We start from the raw sequence: 25,564 nt of genomic DNA, 5'->3' as shown, positions 1-25,564 counted from the left end.
ACACCGATGCGCGCAAACAACTACTCCGGCAACGGAACGTTCTGCAGTCGCAGCTGACCGCGAGCGAGGACCTTGCCGGTCGTGGTGTCGGTGATGATCACCAGCCACAGTTGCTGAGTCCTCCCCTGCTGCAACGGTTCTGCCGTGACCGACGCACGGCATCCCGTCGTCGAGCGCAGGAAGTCGGTCGAGTTGTTGACGCCGACGGCGAACTGACCGCGCTCGAGTACCGCGGCACTTGCGCCGATGCTGCCGGCAGTTTCGACGATGGTCGCGTAGAGCCCGCCGTGCACGACTCCCCACGGGGTGTGGTGGTCGGGTCCCAGGTCGACGTATCCGGTGACCTTCGTTCCGGCGGCTTCCTCGATGACGAAGCCGCTCGCCTCGACGAATCGGCTCGGCGGCTTCTGCCCGTAGTCCTCGATGGTCGGACGGGCCTCGACACTTCCGGTCATGACAACTCCTCGTTCACGCTGACTTCGATATCCACAGTTAGCCACTGTCAAGGCTGACTGTCAAGCATTAAGTCAGCTACCCTGTGGGCATGCAGTGGCTCGACTACAGCACCGACAACTGCTCGGTCCAGCGCACGATGGACGTCATCGGCGAGAAATGGACGATGATCGTTCTCCGCGAAGTGTTCAACGGCGTGCGACGTTTCGAGCAGATGCGCCGGCACACCGGCATCTCCGACCCCGTGCTGTCGGCCCGACTGCGCACCCTCGTCGAGGCCGGGATCCTCGACACCGTCCCCTACCGCGAGGAAGGCCGCCGCACGCGCAACGAGTACCGGCTCACCGACAAGGGCCGCGATCTCTACCCGATCCTCGTCGCCCTGCTCCAGTGGGGTGACAAATACTGCGCCGATCCGGAGGGTCCGTCGCTGCTCATCGAACATCGCGACTGCGGCGCGCCGGTCGAAGCGGTCGTGCAGTGCGCCCACGGCCACGGTCCGCTGAGGCCGAGCGAATCGCAGACCCGACCCGGCCCGACCGCGCGAAAACTCCCCGAGGGCACGAAGACATAACGAAATGAATTTTCGATCCTCGGCGGTGTTTGGCGCCGAGGCCACGGGTACTCCTGGCTCAGCGTCCCGGTGCGGACGCAGTCCGGATAACCGAACGACAGGAGGAACACATATGCACTTTGGATCTCTTGCGCTCCTCGGCGGACTGCCCGCGAAACCGGGCATCGCCCACTGAGCCAGCGCACGCCGCGTCCGCATCCATCAAGGGTGCGGACGCGGTCGTATGTGCGATGAATTTTGCGGGCACCGCGAGTCGGTATGGTCACCGACCGAAGGAGCCGACATGCCCGAACCCGTCACCCGCACGATCGACGTCCCCGGCGCGACTCTCGTCTACGACGTCCGCACCGCCCCCGGCGACACCACTCCTCTTCTGCTCGCCGGATCCCCGATGGACGCGAGCGGCTTCACCAGCCTCGTCTCCTACCTCGACGACCGGACGGTGATCACCTACGACCCGCGCGGCACGGGTCGCGGCACGCGCACCGACACGTCGATGCAGTCCACCCCGGCCCTGCACGCCGACGACCTGCGCCGGATCCTCGCCGAGCTCGATCTCGGTCCCGTCGACGTCTTCGCCAGCAGCGGCGGCGCGGTCAACGCGCTCGAACTCGTCTCGCGGCATCCCGAGCAGGTGCGCACGCTGGTCGCGCACGAACCGCCGATCGTCGAGTTGTTGCCTGATCGCATCGGGGCCGAAGCGGTGCGCGACGACATCCGCGACACCTATCAGCGCAGCGGCCTCGGGCCGGCCATGGCGAAGTTCATCGCACTGGTCAGCTATGAAGGTGAGCTGACCTCCGACTATCTCGACCGGCCTGCTCCGAACCCGTCCGACTTCGGCCTGCCCACCGAGGACGACGGGACCCGCGACGACGTGCTGCTGGGCCAGAACTGGATGTCGTGCACGGGCTACCACCCCGATCTCGACGCTCTGGCGAACGCGTCCACGCACATCGTCGTCGCAGGTGGTCGCGAATCGGTACGCCAGCTGTGCGGCCGCGCCTCGGCAGCGCTCGCCGAGCGACTCGGCACCACTCCGACGCTGTTCCCCGGCGATCACGGTGGCTTCATGGGAGCCGCCGAGGGCATGCCCGGCGATCCGGAAGCGTTCGCCGCCGTGCTCCGCGACGTGCTCCAACCGAGCCGCGTGTAATCCGTCCGATCCGCTCCCGCGCGCGTCGCGGTTCCCGCTTTCCGGAGGTCACCATGACCGAACCGCATTCCAGCCGTCCACCCGTGGTCGACCTCGCGGCCTGGCAGGCCGCGCGCGACGAACTCCTCGTTCGGGAGAAGGCCCACACGAAGGAGGGCGATGCCATCGCCGCGGCCCGCCGACGACTCCCGATGGTGGAGTTCGACGGAACGGTCGAGGTGGTCGGGCCCGACGGCCCGGTCCCCTTCCTCGACCTCTTCCAGGGCCGCAACGAACTCGTCGTCTACAAGCACATGTGGTACGACGGCGCGCCTCCGCAGGGACAGTGCGAGGGGTGCACGACCACGGCCTGGCACGTCCGCGATGCCGTCTACCTCAATGCTCGCGGAGTGTCGCTCGCGTTCGTCACCACTGGTCCGTGGGAGGAGATGGCGGCGTTCGTCGAGTTCATGGGATACACCCAGCCCTGGTATTCGGTGCGCGACGTCGCCGAACCCGTGGGCGGAGCGATGGGTTATCTCACCTCCTATCTCCGCGACGGTGACCGGACCTTCCTCACCTACTCCACGACGGGTCGCGGCACCGAAAGGGCCAACAGCTCGGCCGGCCTGCTCGACATGACCCCGTACGGACGCGGCGAGAGGTGGGAGGACAAACCCGAGGGGTGGCCGGAGGGAGACGACCCGTGCTGGTTCTGGCGCGCCGATGCCGACGGCAACGCGACATGGGATGAGACGAGCCGCCCGGTGCCGCAGTGGACCCGGCCCGGTGCGACTCCCGTCGAGACCCTCGGAAGGAAGAGCGACTGGCACTGATCACACCGACGGCGCCGCGCGCCTACCGTGGAACGAGGTGTTCCCGACGAAGGAGTGTGCGTGGCGGAATCGTCCGGGTCGAATCGTCCCGAGTCCGAATGGAACGGCCGGGATTGGTACGTGAACTTCGGCGAGCGCAGCCCGTCACGGAATTGGGACGACGGCCGCCGTTACGGCTTCGTCGCCGCCGGCGGTGGCCGCTGGTATTCGGATTCCTTGCAGGAGTTGACCGTCGGTGGCCGCGTCTTCGTCTACATCCCGAAGAACGGGTACGTCGGCATCGGCGTCGTGACCGGGCCGGCGGCACCGGCCGACGAGGCGACGCTCGTCGTCGACGGCCGGCCGGTCCCGTTCCGCAGCCTCGAGCTGAAGGCGCCGTATGTCCACGAGAGCGAGGGCACGGACCCGCACGAGGACCACCGCGAGTGGATCGTGCCGGTGCAGTGGACGCACACCGTCGCGCGCGAGGATGCCTTCCGCATCCCGGGGCTGTTCGCGAACCAGAACTCTGCGTGCCGTCTGCGTCATCGCTTCACCGTCGACACCGTGACGTCGTTCTTCGAGAACAATCCGGATGAGTGACGGCAGAATCTCTTTCGCACGATCACTCCGTGTCGCGCAGCGCGCTCCTGCGTTCGACGCGGCGCCGATCGGCCAGGTGGGCGTCGCGCAGCACTTCGAGCAGACGCGGCGTGGCCCGCTCGCCGGGTTCGACGACCGCGACCCACCCCAGTGAACCGTAGAGCGGGTGTGGCATGAACACGTCGGCCTCGGCGAAGTCGATCGTCGAGGGGTCGACGGACCGGGGCGGGTAGCCGAGCAGTTCGATGAACAGCTGCGACCCCGCATGCACGTTCACTCGCCATCGGCCCGGTTCGTCGAGGCGTGAATCCTCGTCGTCCGGATAGTTCTTCGTCACGATCGTCGCGTAGGGCTGCCGGTTGTGCGGGACCTCTCCGTCCGAGGTGTAGTAGAAGAAGTGATCGCCCCACGAGATCTCGGGATGCCCACTCCCCTCCTGTGGTGCGAGCTCGAGGACACCGTCGAAACTCCTGATCTCTGCGAGGATCTGTTCCATCGTCATACTTCGAGTGTCGCCTTGAAGTGCTTATGGAGGGTTCGGCTGTGGAGCACACGATGACGACGGGGCGCCTGGCCGCAGCCGTCGGATACTCCGTGCAGCAGGTGCGCGACCTCGAACGTCTCGGGGTGATCCCTCCTGCCGTACGAATGCCCAACGGCTATCGCAGATTCGGACCCGAACACGTCGCGGCTCTGCGTGCGTACCGCGCACTGGCTGTCGCGGTCGGGCCCATGGAGGCGCGCAGTGTCATGCACGATGTGCAGGCACTCCCCTACGACGAGGCGCTCGCTCGTGTCGTCGAACTCCACAGTGGGCTCGCGCGTGCACGCGACGAGAGTCTCGCCGCGCTCCGCGCACTCGACACCATCGTCGACGAGGCCGCCCACAACGCGCCTCCGCTGCCCCGCGACGCCATGAGCATCACCGAGCTGGCGACGGCGATCGGGGTGCGGTCGTCCACGCTGAGGTTCTGGGAGAAGGAGGGATTGGTCGCGCCCGAACGGACCGACCGCAACAGTATTCGGAGCTACTCACCCGCCGCGGCGCGGGATGCGCGGATCGTCGCCGCACTACGCGCGGGTGGCTACCGGATCCCGGCGGTCCGGGCGGTGATGGCAGCGATCGGAACCGACGACGACACCGACACCGCTCGGGATGCACTCCACGAGCGACTACGCACCATCGCCGTGCAATCCGAAGTGTTGCTGCGGGCCGGTGCAGACATCGCGAACCTGATCGGGAACGGGACTCCGCGCTCGCCTAACTCGAGTCCGACGAGTGCAACCGCCACGGCACACTCGTCACCATCACCCCGGGCTGGAACAGCAGACGACTCTTGAGCCGCAGCGCGCTCTGATTGTGGAGCAGATTCTCCCACCAGTGCCCCACGACGTATTCGGGGATGAAGACGGTGACCACATCGCGCGGCGAATTGCCCCGCACCCGCCTGACGTAGTCGAGCACCGGTCGTGTGATCTCCCGGTACGGCGACTCCAGCACCTTCAACGGAATAGTGATGTCGCTGGCCTCCCACTCACGCACAAGAGCACGGGTGTCCTCCTCGTCGACGTCGACGGTGATCGCCTCGAGGGTGTCGGGATGGGTGGCCGAGGCGTACGCGAGCGCCCGACGAGTCGGATGGTGCAGCTTGGCCACGAGCACGATCGAATACGTACGGCTGGGCAGCAGACCGTCCCATTTACCGGCGTCGAGTTCGGCCGCCACGCGTCGGTAGTGATGGTTGACGGCCCGCATCGTCACGAAGACGGTCATCATGGCGAGGATCGCTATCCATGCGCCGGCTACGAATTTCGTGATGAGCACGATGATCAGGACTGTCCCCGTCATCGCCAGGCCGACACCGTTGACGACGCGCGAGCGTTGCATCCTCCGCCGGTGACGGGTGTCCGTCTCGGTCGCCAACAGTCGGGTCCAGTGGCGCACCATGCCGGTCTGACTCAACGTGAAGGAGACGAACACCCCGACGATGTAGAGCTGGATGAGATGGGTGACCTCGGCATCGAACAGCCAGACGAACACGATGGCTGCGAGGGTCAGGAAGACGATGCCGTTGCTGAACGCGAGCCGGTCACCTCGGGTGCGCAGCTGCGTCGGCAGGTGTTTGTCCTGCGCGAGCACCGAGGCGAGAACCGGGAAACCGTTGAACGCGGTGTTGGCGGCAAGGACGAGGATCAACGCGGTCACAGCAGTCACCAGGTAGAAGCCGAGCGGGAAGCCGGCGAAGACCGTCTCGGCAACCTGTGCGACCAGCGTCTTCTGGTGGTATCCCTCCGGCGCCCCGAGCAGTTGCGTCGCGGGGTCTGCGGCGACGACGACGCCCAGTCGCTCGGCGAGCACGATGATGCCCATGAGCAGCGTGATCGCGATGGCGCCCAGCATGAGCAGGGTGGTGGCGGCGTTGTGCGATTTCGGTTTCCGGAAGGCCGGCACCCCGTTGCTGATGGCCTCTACTCCTGTCAGTGCCGCACACCCCGACGAGAACGCGCGGGCAAGAAGGAATGCGAAAGCCAGTCCGGTCAGGTGGGATTGTTCGGCGACGAGTTCGTAGTGCGACGACTCGGCGCGCAGAGGGGCGTCGAACACGACGAGACGTACGAACCCCCAGACCAGCATCACCCCGATGCAGAACATGAAGGCGTAGGTGGGGATGGCGAAAGCCGTGCCCGCTTCGCGGAGTCCCCGCAGGTTCACTGCGGTGAGAAGGGTGATCGCGGCGATCGCGAACAGCACCTTGTGGTGTTCGACGAAGGGGATCGCCGACCCGATGTTCTGGGCGGCCGACGAGATCGACACGGCGACCGTCAGCACGTAATCGACGATCAGGGCGCTGCCCACCGTCAGGCCGGCCATCGCACCGAGGTTCTTCGTCGCCACTTCGTAGTCGCCGCCCCCGGAGGGGTAGGCATGCACGTTCTGCCGGTAGCTCGCGACCACCACGACCAGGACGACCGCGACGGCGAGACCGATCCAGCCGGAGAACGCGTAGGCGGACAGGCCCGCCACCGACAGCACCAGGAAGATCTCCTCCGGTGCATAGGCGACGGACGACAGGGCGTCGGACGCGAACACCGGCAGGGCTACGCGTTTCGGCAACAGGGTGTGGCCGAGGGTGTCGCTGCGCAGCGGCCTTCCCAGCAACATCCGTTTGGTGACGTTGTCACGGCCCTTGTGGATGGTTACGGCCACGACCATCGACTCCTGTCCGGCGCATACCCGCGCACGCAGAAGCGAACGGTACGCTTGAATTACGACGCTCGCCATAGGTGCAGATCGGGCAAATTCACCCCGTCGATCACCCCTCGATGAAGTTGGCAGGTGAAAGAATCGTGGGTAGCGTGGAGTCGTTGTTGCTCCTCGCAACAAAGCGTGCCGTGTCTCCTCCCCTTTGACATGGCACGGACGGACCCCGTCGGCCCCTCCCCTCGTTAAGCCGACGGGGTTCTCTCATTGGTTCCCGCCCGTGCCGGGGTTCACACGTTTTCGTACAGAACGGTCCGTTTTACGGATTTTGCGGCGATCCCGTACAGCGGCAGCAGAACTTGACTCGTTCACCATGCGCGCGGTCGACTATTTTCCTTCACCACGCTCACGATCCGGAGAACCCTGATGACCGATTCCATCCTCGAGCTCTACGTCAACGACGGATTGTCCGACGAGGAAATCGATCAGCAGAGGGCCGCCTACGGGCCGCTCACCGAGGACGTGCGCGAACTGATCCGGCTCGCACTGCAGACCCGCGTGGATGCCGACGACGTCGCGCGGGCGCGGGAACACCTTGCGGCCGCGCGCGAGATCCTCGAACGCGACCGGGAGGACGGCCCGTACGGCACCCGGTTCAACGATTCGGGCCGATTCCGCAATTGGGGCAATGCCGCAATAGGCCTGCGCAACGCCATCGCGCCGATCGGTGACATCCACGAGGACGACGACGGTCGCGTGTGGACGGACATCCACCTCGGTCCCGTCTACGAGGGGCCGGCCGGGCACGTGCACGGCGGAGTCTCCGCGCTGCTGCTCGACCAGATCCTCGGCGACGCCGCGCGCATCTCGGGATATCCAGGGATGACGGGCACGCTCACCATCCGCTACCGCAAGCGCACGCCCCTCGGCGCTCTGCGCGTGGAGGCGAAACTCGACCGTGTCGAAGGACGTAAGGCGTTCGTCGTCGGGCACATCGCCGACCCGGAGGGGATCTGCGTGGAAGCGGAAGGCATCTTCATCGCCCCGGTATGGATGGTGCAGCAGCGCGACTCGTTCGCGGAGACACCGAGGCCCGAATAGGCTCACAACCGAGAAGTGAGGCTCACAACGCCCATGGTCGACCATCAGGGTTGCGAGCCTCACCTGTGCGTTGTGAACCTCCGAACGACGTAACCCTTCCGTCGTCGACCACAGAATGGCAATATCACTCTCATGAGCGAGAATGGCATTTCCGCAAGTCAGCGGCCGTCGGTGACGATGAGCCGGTACACCTTCACCGCCGACTTCGGCCTGACGTCGCTCCAGCTGAGCAAGGAACGCGCGGTCATGCGCGCCGACCTGCACGACAAGCTGCGCAACGACGCCAGCGCCGCAGCACTCGGGGTGCTCACCACCGTGGTGGACATCGTCACGTCCACCCCACCACTCGCCGTGTGCAGCCCGGACTGGGTCGCGACCCAGGACCTCTCCATCCACACGGCCGAACCACTCACCGAGGGGCCGGTCGTCGTCGACACCCGCCTGGTGCGCGTCGGCAAGAAGACCGTGCACGTCGCCGCGGAGATCTTCGACGGGTGCGGCATCACCGACATGGGCGAGCTCGTCGCCGCCCTCGACGACGACAGGCTACGACCGGCGGGGCGCGGTCTCGTCACCTTCGTGCGACTTCCTCGCACCGCTGCAGCCGGTTCGGACTACTACAACCCCGGCGAGTGGGTGGGCACCATCCGCGAATATCCCAGCGAGCACGTCGAGGGATCGATCTACTCCCGATTGGGGATGCGCACCCTCGACGCACACACCGGGGCACTCGAACTCGATCTCACTCCGTTCGTGGCCAACATGATCGGCACCATCCAGGGTGGCGCCCAGGCGCTGCTCGCCGAGCACGCGGCGCACACCGTCCTCCCGGGTTTCGTGGCCACCGATATCCAGGCCCACTACCTGTCGCAGGTGAAGGTGGGGCCGGCGCGGTCGCACGTCACGGTGGTCCGTGAGACGAAGGACCATGCGGTCGTCGACGTCCGCCTCGTGGACGCCGGAGCCGACGATCAGGTGCTCGCCCTGACGACGGTCACCCTGCAACGCCTGAGCTGATACCCATGTTGCGAGAGTCACGACTTGCGACTCGGTGGGCCCGACTCCTCCGCCAGTACAGTTGATCGATATCCGGCAGGAGCGAGAGGAGTCGACCGTGCAGAATGCCGTGTTCTACTCGCTCGTCGCGATGTGCTCGTTGTTCGCCGCGTCGACGTGGTGCCTCTCTCGCCCTCATCTGCTGTCGAGCGCGGCAGCGCTCGTGGCCTCCGGACTCTGGGTGCTGATGAACGGGCCTCTCGAGGGGCGCGTGCTGTACTCGGTGACGCCGAACCACGGATTGACCGAGGCCGACCTGCTCTCGGGAGTCGGCGTGTGCATCGCAGCCTGGGGTTTCTGGACGACGCGGAATCGTCGGCGCCGTCGGCGTTCGCAGCGGCAGACGTCGTACCGCAGGCATCCCGACGGGTCCCGAGCCATGCCGACCCCCGTCTTTCCGGCGGGAAGCGACGTCGAAGCGGGCCCCATCCGCCGCAAAGCAGGATGAACGTCCCGGTTCGACGCCGAGAAGATTTCTCAGGTCTCGTTTCAGTATCGGCTCTGGACGAGTGCCCAACTCTCACCTAAGCTCCAAAGCGGCCACGGCGTAGGTGGCCGTGTCTCCCTAGAGTCCTCCCCGACACAGGAGATACAGCGCGAGGCCCCGCCGGCTCCTCCCCTCGAATCGCCGGCGGGGCCCTTCCCTGTCGGCCTCCCCGACGTCAGGGGCAGATCGAATGGTAATCGGGTCCCGATGTCCGGTTCGTCCTGCGTTCGGACAAAACACTGGGTAACCCTTGTGACCTTCGTCTCTGCTGCGCTGTTCAGAGCATAGAGCAATTTGCTCACCCGCGTGCATAGATCTTTTTCGAGTTCACCCGAAAGATCAACTCGCAGAGTCCTTTTTGTCACTTTCGCGCGGTCCGCATTCTTCCGTCAGGCACGGTCCGTCAGCTCGGTGTGCCCGGCCTGACGAGCACAGTGCGCGCAGCAGTAGACGGCATCCGTCGACTCCACGCCGTGCCCGAGGATGCAGCAGTGGCAGTGGGCGCACTGCGGTGCCATCGCGGTGATCGCGCACTCGAAACTGTCGACGGTGACCGAGACATCCCCACGCGTGAGGGTGAAGGCCTTGTCGTAGTCGTTGCCGCACGTGTCGCAGGTGGCCATGACTCTCCTCCTCGGCGTCGCGACCGGACGGTGTCCGGTCTCCTTCCGGTCGGGTACCCGCAACCGCCGGAACACACGAGCCCGCCCGCACCGATTCGGTGCGGGCGGGCTCGTGGACGAGGGATCTATACCGGTTCGGGTTCCTTCGCTTCGTGCTTCGCAGCTTCCTGCTGCGCGGCCTCGAGCTTCAGGCGCTGTCCGAGCACCGACTTGCGGCGGCCGTAGACGAAGTAGATCGCCACGCCCAGGACCATCCAGACCGCGAATCGGATCCACGTCTCGACCGAGAGGTTGAGCATGAGCCAACCGCAGGCGAGCACCGCGAGGATCGGGACCAGCGGCACGAACGGCACTCGGAATCCGCGGGGCAGGTCGGGGCGGGTACGACGGAGCACCATCACGCCGACGCAGACCAGGACGAAGGCGAACAGGGTGCCGATGTTGACCATCTCCTCGAGCACACCCATCGGGAACACCGCGGCGAGGACGGCCACGACACCACCGACCATCAGGGTGATGCGCACGGGCACACCCTTGTGGTTCGTGACGGCGAGCTTGCGGGTGACGAGTCCGTCGCGGGACATCGCGAACAGCACGCGGGTCTGGCCGAGCATCATCACCATCACGACGGTGGTGAGGCCGGCGAGACCGCCGATGTTGATGGCCATCTGCGCCCAGGTGACGCCGTGCGCCTCGAACGCCGTGGCCAGCGTGGCGCTGCCGTCGCCGACCAGTTCGCTGCCGGTGCGCAGGTCGGTGTACCTCACCATGCCGGTGAGCACGAGGGTGACGCCGACGTAGAGGACGGTGACGATCGCCAGCGAACCGAAGATGCCGCGGGGCAGTGCCTTCTGCGGGTTCTTGGTCTCCTCGGCGGTGGTGGCGACGACGTCGAAGCCGATGAAGGCGAAGAAGACCAGGCTCGCCGCGGCGAGGAGGCCGTACCAGCCGTAGGTGCTACCACCCGCGCCGGTGAGGGCCGAGAACAGCGACTGGTGCATGCCGGCTGCGGCGCTCTGCGTCTCCTCGGCCGGCGGGACGTACGGGGAGTAGTTGGACTTGTCGATGTAGAAGATGCCGACGACGATGACGAGCAGGACCACCGCGACCTTGATGGCGGTGACGACGGCGGAAACCCGCGACGAGACCTTGGTGCCGATCGCGAGGATGATCGTGATGGCGCCGACGATGAGCAGCGACCCCCAGTCGACCGTGATCGGTCCGAGGTCGATCGACGCGTCCCCGCCGAACATGCCCCCGAGATACATCGACCATCCCTTGGCGACGACCGCGGAGGCGAGGGCGAACTCGAGGATCAGATCCCATCCGATGATCCAGGCGACGAATTCACCGAAGGTGGCATAGGAGAAGGTGTAGGCGCTGCCGGCGACCGGTACCGCGGAGGCGAACTCCGCGTAACACAGTGCGGCGAGACCGCACGCGATCGCGGCGAGGACGAACGCCAGCGAGATGGACGGTCCGGCGAGATTACCGGCGGTGCGGGCGGTGAGGGTGAAGATTCCGGCTCCGACCACGACGGCGACGCCGAACACGGTCAGATCCTTGGCGGTCAGTTCTCGTCGTAGCCGCGAACCGGGTTCATCGGTATCCGCGATCGACTGTTCGACGGATTTGGTCCGCCAGATGCCGACTCCGGGCATTGTGTGCTCCTCGGGGTGATTGCGGCGCCCGCCACGCCCGGTCCGGGCGAGGGGTAGGCATGTCGCTCACTTCGCGCGCATTACGTTGCAGCAAGCCGTGTTTGCGTGAGCATTTGATGCAGCAATCATGGCACTGGCTCGTGAAGTGTCAATATCTTCCTGATCAGTTGAGCATTATGCTCGAGTGGTGACGCGCATCACAACGGAAAGGGTGTCATCGTGTTCAGTCTCGACCGGCTCGACGCAGCTCTCCTCGGAGAGCTCACGCGCAACCCCCGGGCAGGAATCGTCGACCTGTCGGCGAAGCTCGGCGTCGCCCGCAACACCGTGCAGTCGCGCATCAGGAAACTCGAGGAGTCCGGCGCCGTCACCGGATACCGACCGGTCGTCGACCTGCCGAAGCTGGGCGTGCCGCTGCAGGCGTTCATCGGCGCCGAGCTCGTCCAGGCGCGGATGGGGCATGTGATCGCCCAATTGGGCCGATTCCCAGAGGTATTGGAGGTCCACGCGACAACGGGCCGGGAGGATCTCCTGATCCGGATGGCGGCGCAGTCCCAGGAGGACCTCCTGCTGGTCCTCGAACGGCTCCACGCCATCGAGGGCGTCGCGCACACCACCACGACGCTCGCGCTCACCACACCGATCGAGTACCGGACGCAGCCGCTCGTCGAGCACATCACCCGCGATGCTGGGCACGGCCGGTCGTCGTCGGCCGGAAGCTCCTGAGAACACGAGAAGGGGAGGCACCTCGCGGTGCCTCCCCTTGTTCCCCTGTGCGGATCAGTTTCCCTGTGCGGACCAGTTCCCTTGTGCGGATCAGACGGTATCGATGCGCCGCTCGGCGATGCGGTTGGCGGCCGCGCCCGGCGTGACGCCGAGAGTGCTCGAGACGTCGAAGATCTCGGCGGTGCGGTCGAAGATCGACTCCACCCGCTCGCGGACGACGTCGGCGGCGGATCCGTCGACCTCACCGGCGACCTGGATCAGTCCGCCCGCGTTCGCGACATAGTCGGGCACCCAGACGATTCCGCGCTTGCCCAGCAGTCCCTCCACCTCGGGCTGCGCGAGCTGGTTGTTGGCCGCACCGCACACGAGACGTGCGTCGAGGTGGGCAGCGGTGGTCGAGGTCAACGTGCCGCCGAGGGCGCACGGGGCGTAGACGTCGGCGGACGAGGCGACGACGTTGTCGGTGACCTGCGCCGGGAACTCGTCGACCACGCGGGCGATCGCCGCGGGGTTCACGTCGGAGACGATCACCTCGGCACCGTCGGCGACGAGCAGCTTCACCAGCTCGTATCCGACCTTGCCGAGACCCTCGACACCGACCGTGCGACCCGCGAGAGTCTTTTGTCCCCAGACGGTCCGGGCGCCGGCACGCATGGCCTGGAAGACACCGAGCGCGGTCAGCGGCGAGCTGTCGCCGGAGCCGCCGGCGGCGACGGTGCGCCCCACGGCGTGGGCGGTGTGCCGGCCCACCACGTCGAGGTCCTCCGCGCGGGTTCCCACGTCGGCGGCGGTGATGTAGCGACCACCGAGCGACTCGACGAATCGTCCGTAGGCGGCGAGCAGTTCGTCGTTCTTGTCCGTCTTCGGATCACCGATGATGACGGCCTTGCCGCCACCGAGGTTCACACCCGACACCGCGGCCTTGTAGGTCATGCCCCACGACAGTCGCAGCACGTCCTCGAGCGCCGACATCTCGTCCGCATAGGGGTAGAAGCGGGTGCCACCGAGGGCGGGTCCGAGTGCGGTGGAGTGGATCGCGACGATGGCGCGCAATCCGGTGGCCGCGTCGTGGTGGAAGACGACCTGCTCGTGCGGGCGGTCGGCCAGGCGGGCCGAGCGGCCGAACACTCCGTCGGACGTGGTGAACTCGGGGAGGTCGAGGGCAGAGGTGGTCATCGGTGGGTTCCTTTGCAGCAGAGGGTGTTCGTGCGTCAGAAGTCGGTGTCGGCTCAGAAGTCGGTGTCGATGCCGAGCTCGGCGAGGCGGGCCCGGTACTGCTCGACGGAGCGGAGCTTGACGTCCTCGTAGCCGCGCACCATCTCGGGCAGGGCCGCGATCTCGGCGGCGCGGTCGTAGGAGTCGACGTCCAGGTCGGCGGCGAGCCGCTGGATCGTGGCGGTGTAGTGGGCGAGCAGAGCACGCTCGACGCGGCGGACGTGGGCGTAGCCGAAGGGATCGAGCTTCGTGCCACGCAGACGCTTCGCCTTGGCCAGAGCCTTCAGCGCGACATGCGATTTCGGTCCGAAGCCGACCTTCTTCTCACGGCCGAGTGCGCGCAGCGCCGGCGGGTGCAGGCGGTAGGTGAGCTTGTGGCCACCGGGAACCTGGCCCTGCACCTCGTCGAGGAAGGCCGGGTCGACGAGCATGCGGGCGACCTCGTACTCGTCCTTGTAGGCGGTGAACTTGAACAGCCCGCGGGCGACGGCCTCGCTGAAGTCCGTGCGGTTCGTGACGCGACGCTCGGCCTCCCAGGCTGCCTGCACCTGCCCGATGTAGCGGGCGGCGAGGGCTTCGCTCTGGAAATCGATCAGCGACGCGGCGCGGATCCGCACGAGCCGCTCGACCTCACCGGTGAAGGTGGTGCCGGCGAACAGACGCTCGGGTGCGACGGTGGCGGCGCGCTCCGTGCGGTCCGGTTCGGTCGCGGCGGCGAAGGCAGCGGGATCCGCGACGGCCACCCGGCCCCAGCGGAAGGCGGCGATGTTGGTCGCGACGGCCACACCGTTGATCTCGATGGCCTCCTCGATGGCGTCGGCGGGGATCTCGAGTCCGCCGAGCTGGTGGGCGGCGCCCACGACGAGGAAGTTCGCGGCCGAGGTCTCGCCGAACAGCGCCTGGGCTGCGGCGAGGGCGTCGAACGAGACGGTCGTGCGGGTCGCGGTGTCGAGGCGCGCGAGCAGGTCCTGCTCGTCGGGGTGCCGGACCGAGCGGTCGTAGACCATGTCGCCGGTGGGGACGCGGCTCGTCGACGCGACCGCCACGGTCTCCTCACGGTTCGCGTAGGCGAGGTTCTTCGGCTCGGTCGCGGTGAGCAGGTCGAGCGCGAGCAGAGCGGTGGCACCGCCCGGGCCGACGCGGTTGCCGGGCTCGAGTCCGTCGGCGGCGAAGCGCAGGTGGGAGACCACCGGGCCGGCCTTCTGGCTCATGCCGATCTGGTCGAGCGACTCGACCTCGAATCCGGCGCGCAGCGCGGCCGTGGCGAGCACCTGGTTGACGGTGACGATGCCGGTGCCGCCGATGCCCGCGAGGAAGACGTTGCGGGTGCCCTTCGGGGTGTCGATGGCGGCGTCCGGGATGCGCGGCGGGGTCGGAGCCTTGCGGCGCTTCGGCTTCTCCGGCGACGTCTCGACGGTCACGAAGGACGGGCAGTCGCCGTCGAGGCACGAGTAGTCGGTGTTGCAGGAGGTCTGGTCGATGCGGGTCTTCGAACCGAACTCGGTGTCGACCGGCTGCACCGACAGGCAGTTGCTCTTGACGCCGCAGTCGCCGCAGCCCTCGCACACCGCTTCGTTGATGACGACGCGGGTGGTGCGGGCGGGCAGGGTGCCGCGCTTGCGCTGACGGCGTGCGTCGGCGGCGCAGTGCTGGTCGTAGATGAGCACGGTGACGCCCTCGATCTCGCGCAGCAGCTTCTGTGCCTCGTCGAGCCGGTCGCGGTGCCAGACCTCGGTGCCGCGCGCGAGGGTGCGCTTGCGGAGGCGCTTCGGTTCGTCGGAGCAGATGATGATCTTGCGGACGCCCTCGGTGGTGAGCTTGTGGGTCAGCGCCGGGATCTTCAGGGCGCCTTCGGCGTCCTGCGCGCCGGTCATCGCGACGACGTCGTTGTAGAGCAGCTTGAAGGTGATGTTCACGCCGGCGGCGACGCACGCCTGCACGGCGAGCTGGCCGGAGTGGAAATAGGTTCCGTCGCCGAGGTTCTGGAACATGTGACCGATGTCGGTGAACGGCGCCTGGCCGATCCACTGCGCACCTTCGCCACCCATCTGGGTCAGGCCGGTGACGGCGCTGTCCTTGCGGCCGGACAGGGTGACGAGGGTGTGGCAGCCGATGCCGCCGCCGCCGATCGAACCCTCCGGCAGAGCGGTGGAGCGGTTGTGCGGGCAGCCGCTGCAGAAGTAGGGGGTGCGCTGGGTCGACAGCACCTCGAGCGACAACTGCGGCAGGGGTGCGGGGCCGAGTTCGACGTGGCCGCGCAGCACGCGACGCAGCGGGCCGCGCAGGCGACCGGCGGTGAGCTCACCGTCGACAGGCACGAGCGGGCGGCCGTCGGCGTCCTTCTTGCCGACGATCTGCGGGGCGTTCGCGGTGCCGTAGAGGATCTCGCGGATCTGGGTCTCGACGAAGGCGGTCTTGTCCTCGACCACGATCAGTTCGTCGAGGCCGCGGGCGAATTCGCGGACGATCTCGGGACCGATGGGGTACGGCATGCCGATGCGCAGCAGGCGGATGCCGGCGCGGTGCAGCGCGGCGTCGTCGACACCGAGGTCGAGCAGGGCCTGGCGCAGGGCGTCGAAGGTGGTGCCGGTGGCGGCGAGGCCGACGCGGGCCTGCGGCGGGTCGACCTCGATCACGTCGAGGCCGTTGAGGCGGCCGTATTCCTGGACGATCTTCCAGCGCGGGCCGTAGAGGTCGGCCTCGGCGATGACGCTGTCGCCGGGCGCGGCCATGGGGCGCTGCTTGTAGACGAATGGCCGTCCTTCCCATTCGATCTCGGGGACCGTGATGGGCAGGTCGGAGATGGAGCCGTCGACGGACCAGGCGCCGTCGGCGACGTCCGCGACGATCTTGAGGGCGACGAGGCATCCCGAGGCGCGTGACAGCGCGACGCCGTGCAGGCCCATCGTGACGATCTCGGCGGCGTTGCGCGGGAACAGGACCGGGATGCCGAGGGCGGCGAGGGATCGCTCGCTGACGGCGGGCACGGTCGACGACTTCGACGCGGGGTCGTCGCCCACCATGAGCAGCACGCCGCCGTTCGGGTTCACCCCGTACATGTTGGCGTGGCGCAGCGCGTCGGTGGCACGGTCGAGGCCGGGGCCCTTGCCGTACCAGACGCCGACGACGCCGTCGTGGGTCGGCGTGCCGGCACCGAGCTGTCCCTGGCTGCCCCACACGGCGGTGGCGGCGAGTTCCTCGTTGAATCCGGGGACGAAGGTGATGTCGTGCTCGGCGAGGACCTTCGGCATGCCGTGGAGCATCTTGTCGAGACCACCGAGGGGGCTGCCCTGGTATCCGGAGACGAAGGTCGCCACCCGGCGACCGTCCCGCATGGCCCGCACCTGCTGTTCGACGAACAGGCGGGCGATGGCCTGGACGCCGGTGAGGAGCACGGTGCCGGAGCCCGAGCGATATCGGTCGTCGAGGTCGTAGGGAAGTCGTTCGCTCTCCCGGATTACGGTCTCGGTCATTGCGTACCACCCGTCCTTCGTCGCGGCGTCCGATTGTGTCTGCGCCACTTCGATCGCGTCATTTGGTACAGCAATGGTTGATTGAGCTAGGCGATCACGTCAACAAAAGATTTTCGAGCGCATCATTTCGCTCAAATGTGACGCACCGCACACACACGAAGTGTGCACGGTGCTCAGAATCACCGCCCGCGGCGGGCACGGGCGGTTCCACCTCTCCCCGGTTCACGAACCCGTGGACCGGGTTGCCGTCGCCGCCGGGAGGGTATGGCCCTCGGTAGCCGGTATCGGTGTCCGGACGCCGCACCCGGTGAGGTGCTGCCGGTTCAGACATGCAGCCGGCAGCACCGTTCGGGTTACTGCATCCCGGGCTACTGCACCGTCAACGCGAACGGTCCATCAGGCCGGTTCCCATCGCAGCCGCGGCCACGCCCAGGACGAACACGATCGCACCCACGATGACGTGGGACCAGATCATGGACGTACTGGTGTCGACGCCGCTGACCAGCCACGGCGAGACGAACAACCACAGACCGAGCAGTGGCGCGACGAACGCCAGGCCGTGGGTGCGGCCGTAGGCCGAACCGAGCGCCATGGCGAGCAGTGCGACCGCGAGGCCGCAGATCAGATTGGTGGTGGCGAGTGCCGTCTGATCGGCGAAGCCGATGATCCAGGCGGATGCCGCCGCGTACAGACCGGCAACCATCATCAATCCGTCGGTGACCTGGACTGTGGGCTGTTCACCCATCCGGTCGTAGCGTTCGCGCATCTCGACGATGTCGGGATGGGTGTGCATTGCAGAATGAGCCGATGATGTCGACATTGTCCTCATCTCCTCGTGGGTGAGAAGTCCGAGGGGCCCTCCTGGGTCCGACACCATTATCGTCGTCCCGGGCGGGACGTTCCCGTAGGGCAGAAAGTCCCTACTTGGCGATCTCGGGCGTGATCGCCGGCGTCAGACGGGTGCCGCATCGGGCACGAGGACGGCAGCGCCGCGCACGCGGTCACCGGCGAGATCCGCCAACGCACGGTCGGCTTCGTCCAGCTCGTATCGCATCGTCGCGACCCTGATGCGGTGCTGCCCGGCGAACGCGAGGAACTCCCGGGAGTCCTCTCTCGTATTGGCGGTCACCGACCGGATCTCGCGCTCGTAGAACAGGTGCCGCTGGTAGTTCAGCTGCGGGACGTCGGTCAGATGGATGCCGGCGATCGAGAGGATACCGCCGCGGTCGAGCGCCTCGAGTGCGGGCGGCACGAGGTCGCCGACGGGCGCGAAGAGAATGGCAGCGTCGAGAGGCACCGGCGGTGCGTCGGCGGCAGCCTGCACCGACGCGGCCCCGAATTCGCGGGCGAGATTCCGCGCATCCTCGCTCCTCGTCATGACGTGCACCTCGGCACCTCGCGCCAGGGCGACCTGCGTCGCGATGTGGGCGCTGCCGCCGAAGCCGTAGATGCCGAGCCTGCCGCCGTCGGGGACCGAGGCGCGCTTCAGCGCGCGGTAGCCGATGATGCCGGCGCAGAGCAGCGGCGCGAGTTCGATGTCGTCGTACCCGTCGGGCAGCGGGAGAGCGAAGGTCGCCGGTACGGCGACGAACTCGGCGTACCCACCGTCCTCGTCCCAGCCGGTGTATCTCGAATTCGGACAGAGATTCTCGTCGCCGCGGAGACAGTAGCGGCACTGCCCGCAGGTCGACCGCAGCCAGGCCACGCCGACGCGGTCGCCGACCGCGAACCCCTCGACCGCCTCCCCCACCCGATGGACCACCCCGACCACCTCGTGCCCCGGGACGACCCCCGCCCGGTGGATGGGGAGATCGCCCTCCGTGACGTGCAGGTCGGTGCGGCACACACCGCACGCCAGCACGCGCACCAGCAGATCGTTCGGTCCCGTCTCCGGGATCGGGACGGATTCGAACCGCAGGGGGTGGCCGGCCACGGGACCGGGCTCCACCACCCGCCACGCTCGCATCGATCGGGATTCGTCCACGGCCCTCGCCTCCCGCGTGTTTGCCGATCTCGGCACCGGTGAACCCTTTCATACATGAGCAGCACAGACGGGTCCACCGATCCGTACGACCCGGCTCAGGATCCCGACGCCGATCCCGACAGCCTCCTCTCGAAGGCTCCGCAGCAGCCCGACCAGGCAGAGGGCGAGGACGACCCGACCGAGACCGGCGATACCGGACAATCCTGACCGTTCGAAGGAGATCCCGATGACCGAAACCACCCACGAGGGACCGAATTCCGGCGACACGGATGTCGTCACCATACTCACCGAGGACCATCGGGAGATGCTCGAACTTCTGGGCCGAGCGGAGACCACCCTCGACGCCGAGGAACGCCGCGATCTCACCGACTCCGCGATCGCCGAGGTGATGAGGCACTCGGTCGCCGAGGAGATGTTCGTCTATCCGGAGATGGAGAAACATCTGCCCGGGGGCACCGAAGCCGTCGAACACGACAAGAAGGAGCACGACGAGATCGTGCAGGTGATGAAGCAACTCGAGGGAGCGGACGCATCGAGTGCGGAGTTCACGACGTTGGTGAAGAAGTTGCAGGATCTTCTGCGCCACCACGCGGACGACGAAGAGTCGGAACAGTTCCCGGAGTTGAGGGCGCATCTCGGGCAGGAGACCCTCGTGGAGGTCGGCACCAAGGTGCAGGCCGCCAAGAAGCTGGCACCGACCCGACCGCATCCGTCCGCACCGCATTCCGAACTGTTCCACAAGACCGTCGGTCCGGGGGTCGGCATGGTGGACCGACTGCGCGACGCACTGACCGGCCGCAGTACCTGAGCGTGAGGACGGCGCGTCACCCCGTCACCCCGGCTCCGGTTCCTCCGGCGCGCCGTCCTGAGCTCTCGTCCGAACGAAGAAGGAGATCTTCCCGTTCGTCTCGAGCACCGCGAGGTCGATGTCGGCGAACCGGCGGATGCCCTGTTGACGCGCGGCGGCCATGGGTCGTCGAGGGACAGACGTTCCCGTTTCAGGTTCCGCAGGTCGGGTTCGCCGTCCCGGACGATCACGACGGGGACACCATGGGTGATCCCACGCATCCGCGGAGAACGAGCGTTGATCAGCGAGAGCGCCAACGTCAGCACCGCGAAGACACCGATGGTGAGGACCGCGCCCGTCATGGACACGTCGTCCTGCGTGATCCCCTGCTGTACGAGATCACCCATCACCACGAAAAGCACGAGTTGGAAGGTGCTCAGTTCGCCGACGCTCGACCGGCCGACGAGACGGGTGATCCCCCACAGGAACAGGAACAGGACGATCGCGCGGATCACGATTTCCATCAGGGCACCAGCCAGGTATCGAAATAGATCGTCACTGCCGATTTCTCGCCGTCCATCACCGAGACGGAGCCCGATTCGCCCCATTGCCTCCCGGCCTGGATCCGTACATCGAGCGCGAAGGTGAACTCGTCGCCGGGCGGCGGATCGAAGGTCAGGTACGCCAGTCCGTCCCCGGCGGTCTCCGCGGACGGTTCGGGCAGCCGGCCCCGCATCTCGAGGATCTCGAAGTAGGACGTGTCGATCGCCAGGACGATCTCTCCGTCGAAGCCATCCTTCCGGTGCACCGTCACCTTCCAGGGGACGTCGAGGCCGGCGCGTGCGATACGCGGGTAGGTCAGGTCGAGTTCGTACCCGCCGCCCTGCGCGGTGGCCGTCGAACTCCGTACACCGAGGAAGCCCAGTATTCCGGCCACCAGCACGAGCACGAGCAGGGCCGCTGCGGTTGTCCGCAATCGCGCCACGCCCTTGCTGCGAGCCACCTCCCCGACGTCGTCGAGCGTGGAATCCGGCCTGTTCTCCATCTCTCCACGTTGACACAGCACCGGTGACAAAAGGTGGATATCGACAGGGTGTTTGAGCTGCTCGAGCACGGGTAGTCGCACGTAGCACCACGGGCCAACCGAGGCGGCGTCGAGACCAGGCGCCACGGGTGTCTTCACGGGTGTCTTCACGCGCGACGCGTCCTCGCACGACAATCGGCATTCGAGGGAGCAACATGTTTCGTCACACAGACCATCTGCAGTTCGACGTCAAGCCGGAGAAGCCCGATCCCGTCTACGCCCGCAAGCTCCAGGAGCTGATCGGCGGTGCGTACGGCGAGATGACCGTGACCATGCAGTACCTGTTCCAGGGCTGGAATTGTCGAATGCCCGGCAAGTACAAGGACATGATCATGGACGTCGCCACCGAGGAGATCGGGCACGTCGAAATGATCGCCACCATGGTGGCGCGTCTCCTCGAAGGCGCACCTGCCACGGAGTCGACCAAGAACGCCGCCGCCGACCCGGTGGTCGCAGCCGTACTCGGCGGCATGGATCCGCAACAGGCCATCGTCTCCGGTGGCGGGGCGACTCTCTCCGACAGCAACGGTGTGCCGTGGAACGGTCGGTTCATCATCGCCAGCGGTAACCTCCTCGCCGACTTCCAGGCCAACGTCGCCGCCGAAGCGCAGGGCAGGGTCCAGACCGCCCGGTTGTACAACATGACGGACGATCCGGGCGTCAAGGATATGCTCCGGTTCAACCTCGCCCGCGACACCTACCACCAGAACCTGTGGCTCGCCGCCATCGAGGAACTGAAGGCCGACGGCATCGAACCCGGACCGATCGCACCGAACGCACTGTTCGACGAGGAGCACTCCGAGCACGCGTCCAGCCTGTGGCACCTGTCCGACGGCGCCGCCGCCGATCAGGGTCGCTGGGCGCACGGCACCGGCCCCGACGGCACGACACCCATGTCGTTCCTCGCCGACCCGGTCCCGCTGGGCGACGTGGCGAGCGCACCGCCGCCGGACCCCAAGCTGTACGCGACCTACGACGGGTCGCAGGGCAAGCCCCGTTCTGCCGCAATGGGAACGGAGAAGGGACTCGTGGGCAAGGTGAAGGACGCTCTCGACCCCGACACCCCCTGATCCATCCTCGAGGCGACCGCCCCGGCTCCCCGCGAGCCGGGGCGGTTGCGCGTGAAAGTACCTTCCCTGCGGTTTGTTTCGTTACCGGATTGTTTTGTGCCGTAGGGAAGCGGGAAGGCTTCACACATGAGCACCAACATCTTCGTCCTCGGACTCACCGACATCCAGCGCAAGGAACTGGAGACCGTACGCGGCGCCGACCAGCTGAGCTTCCACGGCCTCCTCGACTACGAAACACTGGTGGAGCCCGACGAATACGTGTTCGACGATCTTCTCGACGCCTGCCGGCGCGAACTCGACGACTTCCCCGGCAGCGTGGACGGGATCATCGCCCACTGGGACTTCCCCACCAGCGTGCTCGCTCCGATCCTCGCCGCCGAACGGAACATCCCCTCGCCGTCGCTGCGCAGCATCGTGGCCACCGAGCACAAGTACTGGAGCCGCCTCGCGCAGAAGGAATCGGTTCCCGAGTGCGTCCCGCAGTTCAACTCGTTCGATCCCTTCGACGACAACGCCCTCGACAGCATCGACCTCGAATTCCCCTTCTGGGTCAAGCCCGTGAAGTCGCATTCGTCGCAGCTCGGATTCGAGATCCACAACGAGCAGGAGTTCGCCGACGCCCTCGTCGAGATCCGCGAGAAGATCGGACTTGTCGGTAACGCCTTCGACGAGGTCCTGCGCCGCGTCGACCTCCCCGAGGAGATCGGGAAGAGCTCGGGCACCACCTGCCTCGCCGAGCAGGTTGTCAGCGGTATCCAAGCCGCCCCCGAGGGCACGATGTTCCAGGGGCAGTTCAACGTCCACGGTGTCTTCGACATGCGCAAGGACGCCGCCGGGCACAGCTTCGAACGTCTCGACTACCCGGCGAGCACCGTGCCCGAGGAGGTTCAGGCACGCATGATCGACATCACCGAGCGCTACCTGCGCCACGTCGGCTTCGACAACGGCTGCTTCAACTCGGAGTTCATGTGGGACGAAGAGAACGACAAGCTCTGGCTGATCGAGGTCAACACACGGATCTCCCAGTCGCACAGCGAATTGTTCGCCAAGGTCGACGGCAGCTCCAACCACGAGGTGGCCATCGACATCGCCCTCGGCCGGCAGCCCCGGATGCCGCATCGCCAGGGCGAATACGCCGTGGCGGCGAAGTGCATCATCCCGCACTACGAGGACGGCATCGTGACCTCGGTGCCCTCGGACGCCGACGTCGCCCGTCTCCGCGAACGGATCCCCGGTGCCCTGGTGTGCATCGACGTCGCTCCCGGTGACCGGCTCGCCGATCTGCCCAACCAGGACGCCTACCGCTACGAACTGGGCACGATGTACATCGGCGCCGACAGTGTCGAACAGCTCGAGCAGCGCTATCGCGAAGGCCTGAAGGCACTTCCGTTCGCCTTCGATCCGGCGCCCGAGGACTAGGAGGAGCACTACATGCGCACGATCACAGACCTCCCCCATGAGGTCCGTGTCATCGAGAACGTCTTCATCACGATGCGCGACGGCGTTCGGCTCGCGGCGCGGATCTGGCTGCCCGTCGACGCCGAAGCACATCCGGTACCTGCTGTGCTGGAATACATTCCGTATCGGAAGCGGGATTCCACGCGCGGACGTGACGCGCTGAACCATCCCTACATGGCCGGCCACGGTTACGCCTGCGTGCGGGTGGACATGCGTGGCAGCGGCGATTCCGACGGCGTGCTGCGCGACGAGTACCTTGCCGACGAGCACGACGACGCCTGCGAGGTCATCGAATGGATTGCGGCGCAGCCGTGGTGCGACGGTTCGGTCGGCATGATGGGCATCTCGTGGGGTGGCTTCAACAGCCTGCAGGTCGCGGCACGCCGGCCGCCCGCCCTGAAGGCCATCGTCAGTGCTTCCGCGACCGAGGATCTGTACGTCGACAACATGCACTACATGGGTGGATGTCTGTTGTCCGACAACCTGTCCGAAGCGACGGTGATGTTCGCCTTCAACAGCCTGCCTCCCGATCCCGCCATCGTCGGCGACCGCTGGCGCGAGATGTGGCACGAGCGTCTCGAGGGCAGCGGCCTGTGGATCGAGAAGTGGCTCGAACACCAGCACCGCGACGACTACTGGAAGCGCGCCTCCGTCAACGAGGACTACTCCTCCGTGCAGTGCCCGGTCCTCGCCGTGGGCGGCTGGGCCGACGGCTACACCAACGCCATCTTCCGGCTGATGGAACATCTCGACGTGCCCCGCAAGGGACTGATCGGACCGTGGGGCCACAAGTACCCGCATCTGGGGGTCCCCGGCCCGGAGATCGGCTTCCTGCAGGAGGTCGTGCGGTGGTGGGACCATTGGCTCAAGGGCGTCGACACCGGGGTGATGGACGAACCGATGGTGCGTGCCTGGATGCAGGACTCCATCGCGCCGAACCCGTCCTATTCCGAACGCCCGGGTCGCTGGGTGGCCGAACCGTCGTGGCCGTCGCCGAACATCGAGAACCGTCGCTACACCTTCGACCGGTACGCGCTGCATCCCGACGACGACGGCACCCTCACCGTCGACGAACGGCCCCTCGCTCTGCAATCCCCCTTGAGTGTCGGCATGTTCGCCGGCAAATGGGCGTCCTACGCCGCGACTCCCGACCTGCCGTCGGACCAACGCGAGGAGGACGGCGGTGCGCTCGTCTTCGAGACCGAGGCACTCGACACGACGACGGAGGTCCTCGGCCGACCCGAACTGGAACTCGAGGTCTCGTCCGACAGGCCGGTGGCGATGCTCGCCGCGCGGTTGTCCGACGTCGCGCCCAACGGTGAGGCGACACGCGTGACCTACGGGCTGCTCAATCTCACGCACCGCGACAGCAGCGAGAAGCCGGAAGCCCTCGAGCCGGGACGGCGCTACCGTATCCGGATCGAGCTCAACGGCATGGCGCACGTCTTCCCGGCAGGGCATCGTCTGCGGCTCTCACTGTCCACCTCCTACTTCCCACTGGCGTGGCCGTCGCCAACACCCGCCGAGGTCACGGTGTACACCGGCGGTGGGCTGCATCTGCCGGTGCGCCCGCCCCGACCCGAGGACGCGCACCTGCGCGAGTTCGGCGAACCGGAGGCCGCCCCGGAACTCGGCATCACCCTGCTGAAGCCGGGTGAACACCACTGGCGGACCACCCGCGACCTCGCGACCGGTGTGTCGACCCTCGACATCCTCGACGACCAGGGGTCGTTCCGGATCGACGAGACCGGCACGGTCATCCGACGTCGCACCCAGGAGTGGTTCAGTTTCGGAGGCAACGATCCCAATTCCGTGCGCGGCGAGACGCAGACCCTGCGCCGCTACGAGCGGGACGACTGGCGCACCGAGGTCCGTACCCGCACGATCCTCACGTCCACCCCGGAGGAGTTCGTGATCAACGCGGAGCTCGACGCCTTCGAGCTCGACGACGACCACGGAGATCGACGGGTCCACTCGGAGAGCTGGCAGCGCCGGATCCCGCGTGACCTGGTCTGACGGAATCACGATGGAAGCCCACCCCGCGACGTGGCGGGGTG

26 protein-coding genes are annotated in these 25,564 nt (G+C 66.9%); 15 read left to right on the top strand and 11 right to left on the bottom strand.

Going from position 1 to position 25,564, the window contains the following annotated elements; translation table 11 throughout:
- Positions 1–20: 20 nt before the first annotated feature.
- On the bottom strand, positions 21–455 hold the full coding sequence (locus B9C99_RS11685) for a PaaI family thioesterase (RefSeq protein WP_016694835.1): 435 nt from the start codon (positions 453–455) through the stop codon (positions 21–23).
- Between the two features lie 89 nt (positions 456–544).
- Between B9C99_RS11685 and B9C99_RS11680 the strand changes: the two genes are divergently transcribed.
- The 4 genes from B9C99_RS11680 to B9C99_RS11665 all read left to right on the top strand — a co-directional run bounded on the left by B9C99_RS11680 (position 545) and on the right by B9C99_RS11665 (position 3,580).
- Entirely contained in the window at positions 545–1,027 is a 483-nt protein-coding gene (locus B9C99_RS11680; RefSeq protein ID WP_060650828.1) for a helix-turn-helix domain-containing protein, read from the top strand.
- Positions 1,028–1,310: 283 nt separating this feature from the next.
- Entirely contained in the window at positions 1,311–2,183 is an 873-nt protein-coding gene (locus B9C99_RS11675; protein WP_088897936.1) for an alpha/beta hydrolase, read from the top strand.
- A 53-nt stretch (positions 2,184–2,236) separates the two neighbouring features.
- Positions 2,237–2,998 (top strand): DUF899 family protein, encoded by a 762-nt coding sequence (locus tag B9C99_RS11670; protein ID WP_088897935.1) that lies wholly within the window; start codon positions 2,237–2,239, stop codon positions 2,996–2,998.
- A 60-nt stretch (positions 2,999–3,058) separates the two neighbouring features.
- A complete protein-coding gene (locus tag B9C99_RS11665) occupies positions 3,059–3,580 on the top strand; it encodes a hypothetical protein (protein ID WP_253250047.1) in 522 nt (173 codons plus the stop codon).
- A gap of 22 nt (positions 3,581–3,602) precedes the next feature.
- Here the strand turns inward: B9C99_RS11665 and B9C99_RS11660 are convergent, their stop codons facing one another.
- Positions 3,603–4,082, bottom strand: coding sequence for a DUF6194 family protein (locus B9C99_RS11660; protein ID WP_088897933.1), 480 nt, complete (start codon positions 4,080–4,082; stop codon positions 3,603–3,605).
- 53 nt (positions 4,083–4,135) lie between these two features.
- On the opposite strand from B9C99_RS11660, the gene B9C99_RS11655 reads away from it, so the two are divergent.
- A complete protein-coding gene (locus B9C99_RS11655) occupies positions 4,136–4,921 on the top strand; it encodes a MerR family transcriptional regulator (RefSeq protein WP_088897992.1) in 786 nt (261 codons plus the stop codon).
- On the opposite strand, the gene B9C99_RS11650 is transcribed toward B9C99_RS11655, so the two are convergent.
- Positions 4,842–6,794: an APC family permease gene (locus B9C99_RS11650; protein ID WP_088897932.1), complete on the bottom strand. Its 1,953-nt coding sequence runs from the start codon at positions 6,792–6,794 to the stop codon at positions 4,842–4,844. The two genes, B9C99_RS11655 and B9C99_RS11650, sit on opposite strands and share 80 nt — an antisense overlap.
- 414 nt (positions 6,795–7,208) lie before the next feature.
- On the opposite strand from B9C99_RS11650, the gene B9C99_RS11645 reads away from it, so the two are divergent.
- From B9C99_RS11645 to B9C99_RS11635, 3 genes are all read left to right on the top strand, one after another.
- Positions 7,209–7,883: a PaaI family thioesterase gene (locus B9C99_RS11645; protein ID WP_088897931.1), complete on the top strand. Its 675-nt coding sequence runs from the start codon at positions 7,209–7,211 to the stop codon at positions 7,881–7,883.
- A gap of 132 nt (positions 7,884–8,015) precedes the next feature.
- Positions 8,016–8,900 (top strand): acyl-CoA thioesterase domain-containing protein, encoded by an 885-nt coding sequence (locus tag B9C99_RS11640; protein WP_237451097.1) that lies wholly within the window; start codon positions 8,016–8,018, stop codon positions 8,898–8,900.
- 97 nt (positions 8,901–8,997) lie between these two features.
- The gene (locus B9C99_RS11635) at positions 8,998–9,387 is read left to right on the top strand and encodes a hypothetical protein (protein WP_088897991.1); all 390 of its coding nucleotides are present in this window, start codon (positions 8,998–9,000) and stop codon (positions 9,385–9,387) included.
- Positions 9,388–9,815: 428 nt separating this feature from the next.
- Here B9C99_RS11635 and B9C99_RS11630 read toward each other — a convergent pair whose 3' ends face one another.
- Both B9C99_RS11630 and B9C99_RS11625 read right to left on the bottom strand, forming a co-directional pair.
- Positions 9,816–10,049, bottom strand: a complete 234-nt coding sequence (locus B9C99_RS11630; RefSeq protein ID WP_088897929.1) for a hypothetical protein — start codon at positions 10,047–10,049, stop codon at positions 9,816–9,818.
- 125 nt (positions 10,050–10,174) lie between these two features.
- The gene (locus B9C99_RS11625) at positions 10,175–11,710 is read right to left on the bottom strand and encodes an amino acid permease (protein ID WP_088897928.1); all 1,536 of its coding nucleotides are present in this window, start codon (positions 11,708–11,710) and stop codon (positions 10,175–10,177) included.
- Between the two features lie 219 nt (positions 11,711–11,929).
- On the opposite strand from B9C99_RS11625, the gene B9C99_RS11620 reads away from it, so the two are divergent.
- Positions 11,930–12,436: an Lrp/AsnC family transcriptional regulator gene (locus B9C99_RS11620; RefSeq protein ID WP_016694965.1), complete on the top strand. Its 507-nt coding sequence runs from the start codon at positions 11,930–11,932 to the stop codon at positions 12,434–12,436.
- A 90-nt stretch (positions 12,437–12,526) separates the two neighbouring features.
- Here B9C99_RS11620 and B9C99_RS11615 read toward each other — a convergent pair whose 3' ends face one another.
- The 4 genes from B9C99_RS11615 to B9C99_RS11600 form a co-directional block, all read right to left on the bottom strand.
- Positions 12,527–13,612: a Glu/Leu/Phe/Val dehydrogenase dimerization domain-containing protein gene (locus B9C99_RS11615; RefSeq protein WP_088897927.1), complete on the bottom strand. Its 1,086-nt coding sequence runs from the start codon at positions 13,610–13,612 to the stop codon at positions 12,527–12,529.
- Between the two features lie 53 nt (positions 13,613–13,665).
- Entirely contained in the window at positions 13,666–17,124 is a 3,459-nt protein-coding gene (locus B9C99_RS11610) for an indolepyruvate ferredoxin oxidoreductase family protein (protein ID WP_088897990.1), read from the bottom strand.
- A 379-nt stretch (positions 17,125–17,503) separates the two neighbouring features.
- A complete protein-coding gene (locus B9C99_RS11605) occupies positions 17,504–17,917 on the bottom strand; it encodes an SPW repeat protein (RefSeq protein ID WP_024101985.1) in 414 nt (137 codons plus the stop codon).
- Positions 17,918–18,076: 159 nt separating this feature from the next.
- Positions 18,077–19,090, bottom strand: a complete 1,014-nt coding sequence (locus B9C99_RS11600; protein ID WP_088897989.1) for a zinc-binding alcohol dehydrogenase family protein — start codon at positions 19,088–19,090, stop codon at positions 18,077–18,079.
- A gap of 72 nt (positions 19,091–19,162) precedes the next feature.
- On the opposite strand from B9C99_RS11600, the gene B9C99_RS25850 reads away from it, so the two are divergent.
- Both B9C99_RS25850 and B9C99_RS11595 read left to right on the top strand, forming a co-directional pair.
- Complete coding sequence (locus B9C99_RS25850; protein WP_172414924.1) at positions 19,163–19,315, top strand: hypothetical protein; 153 nt, start codon at positions 19,163–19,165, stop codon at positions 19,313–19,315.
- Positions 19,316–19,334: 19 nt separating this feature from the next.
- Positions 19,335–19,916: a hemerythrin domain-containing protein gene (locus B9C99_RS11595; RefSeq protein WP_088897926.1), complete on the top strand. Its 582-nt coding sequence runs from the start codon at positions 19,335–19,337 to the stop codon at positions 19,914–19,916.
- Positions 19,917–19,940: 24 nt separating this feature from the next.
- On the opposite strand, the gene B9C99_RS26110 is transcribed toward B9C99_RS11595, so the two are convergent.
- Positions 19,941–20,078 carry a YetF domain-containing protein gene (locus B9C99_RS26110; RefSeq protein ID WP_253250046.1) on the bottom strand — a complete coding sequence of 46 codons (138 nt, stop codon included), beginning with the start codon at positions 20,076–20,078 and terminating at the stop codon, positions 19,941–19,943.
- An 80-nt stretch (positions 20,079–20,158) separates the two neighbouring features.
- On the opposite strand from B9C99_RS26110, the gene B9C99_RS26105 reads away from it, so the two are divergent.
- Complete coding sequence (locus tag B9C99_RS26105; RefSeq protein ID WP_253250045.1) at positions 20,159–20,446, top strand: hypothetical protein; 288 nt, start codon at positions 20,159–20,161, stop codon at positions 20,444–20,446.
- Here the strand turns inward: B9C99_RS26105 and B9C99_RS11585 are convergent.
- Entirely contained in the window at positions 20,419–20,940 is a 522-nt protein-coding gene (locus B9C99_RS11585; protein WP_088897925.1) for a hypothetical protein, read from the bottom strand. The genes B9C99_RS26105 and B9C99_RS11585 overlap by 28 nt on opposite strands.
- Before the next feature lie 194 nt (positions 20,941–21,134).
- Here B9C99_RS11585 and B9C99_RS11580 point away from each other — a divergent pair, with 194 nt between their 5' ends.
- The 3 genes from B9C99_RS11580 to B9C99_RS11570 all read left to right on the top strand — a co-directional run bounded on the left by B9C99_RS11580 (position 21,135) and on the right by B9C99_RS11570 (position 25,523).
- Complete coding sequence (locus B9C99_RS11580; protein ID WP_016696193.1) at positions 21,135–22,049, top strand: manganese catalase family protein; 915 nt, start codon at positions 21,135–21,137, stop codon at positions 22,047–22,049.
- Positions 22,050–22,175: 126 nt separating this feature from the next.
- Positions 22,176–23,468, top strand: coding sequence for an ATP-grasp domain-containing protein (locus B9C99_RS11575; RefSeq protein WP_088897924.1), 1,293 nt, complete (start codon positions 22,176–22,178; stop codon positions 23,466–23,468).
- 12 nt (positions 23,469–23,480) lie between these two features.
- Positions 23,481–25,523, top strand: coding sequence for a CocE/NonD family hydrolase (locus tag B9C99_RS11570; RefSeq protein WP_088897923.1), 2,043 nt, complete (start codon positions 23,481–23,483; stop codon positions 25,521–25,523).
- The last annotated feature ends 41 nt before the right edge of the window (positions 25,524–25,564 follow it).

Source organism: Rhodococcus sp. BUPNP1 (genome assembly GCF_002215235.1).
Taxonomy (GTDB): domain Bacteria; phylum Actinomycetota; class Actinomycetes; order Mycobacteriales; family Mycobacteriaceae; genus Rhodococcus.
This window is presented reverse-complemented; position numbering and strand designations above follow the sequence as displayed.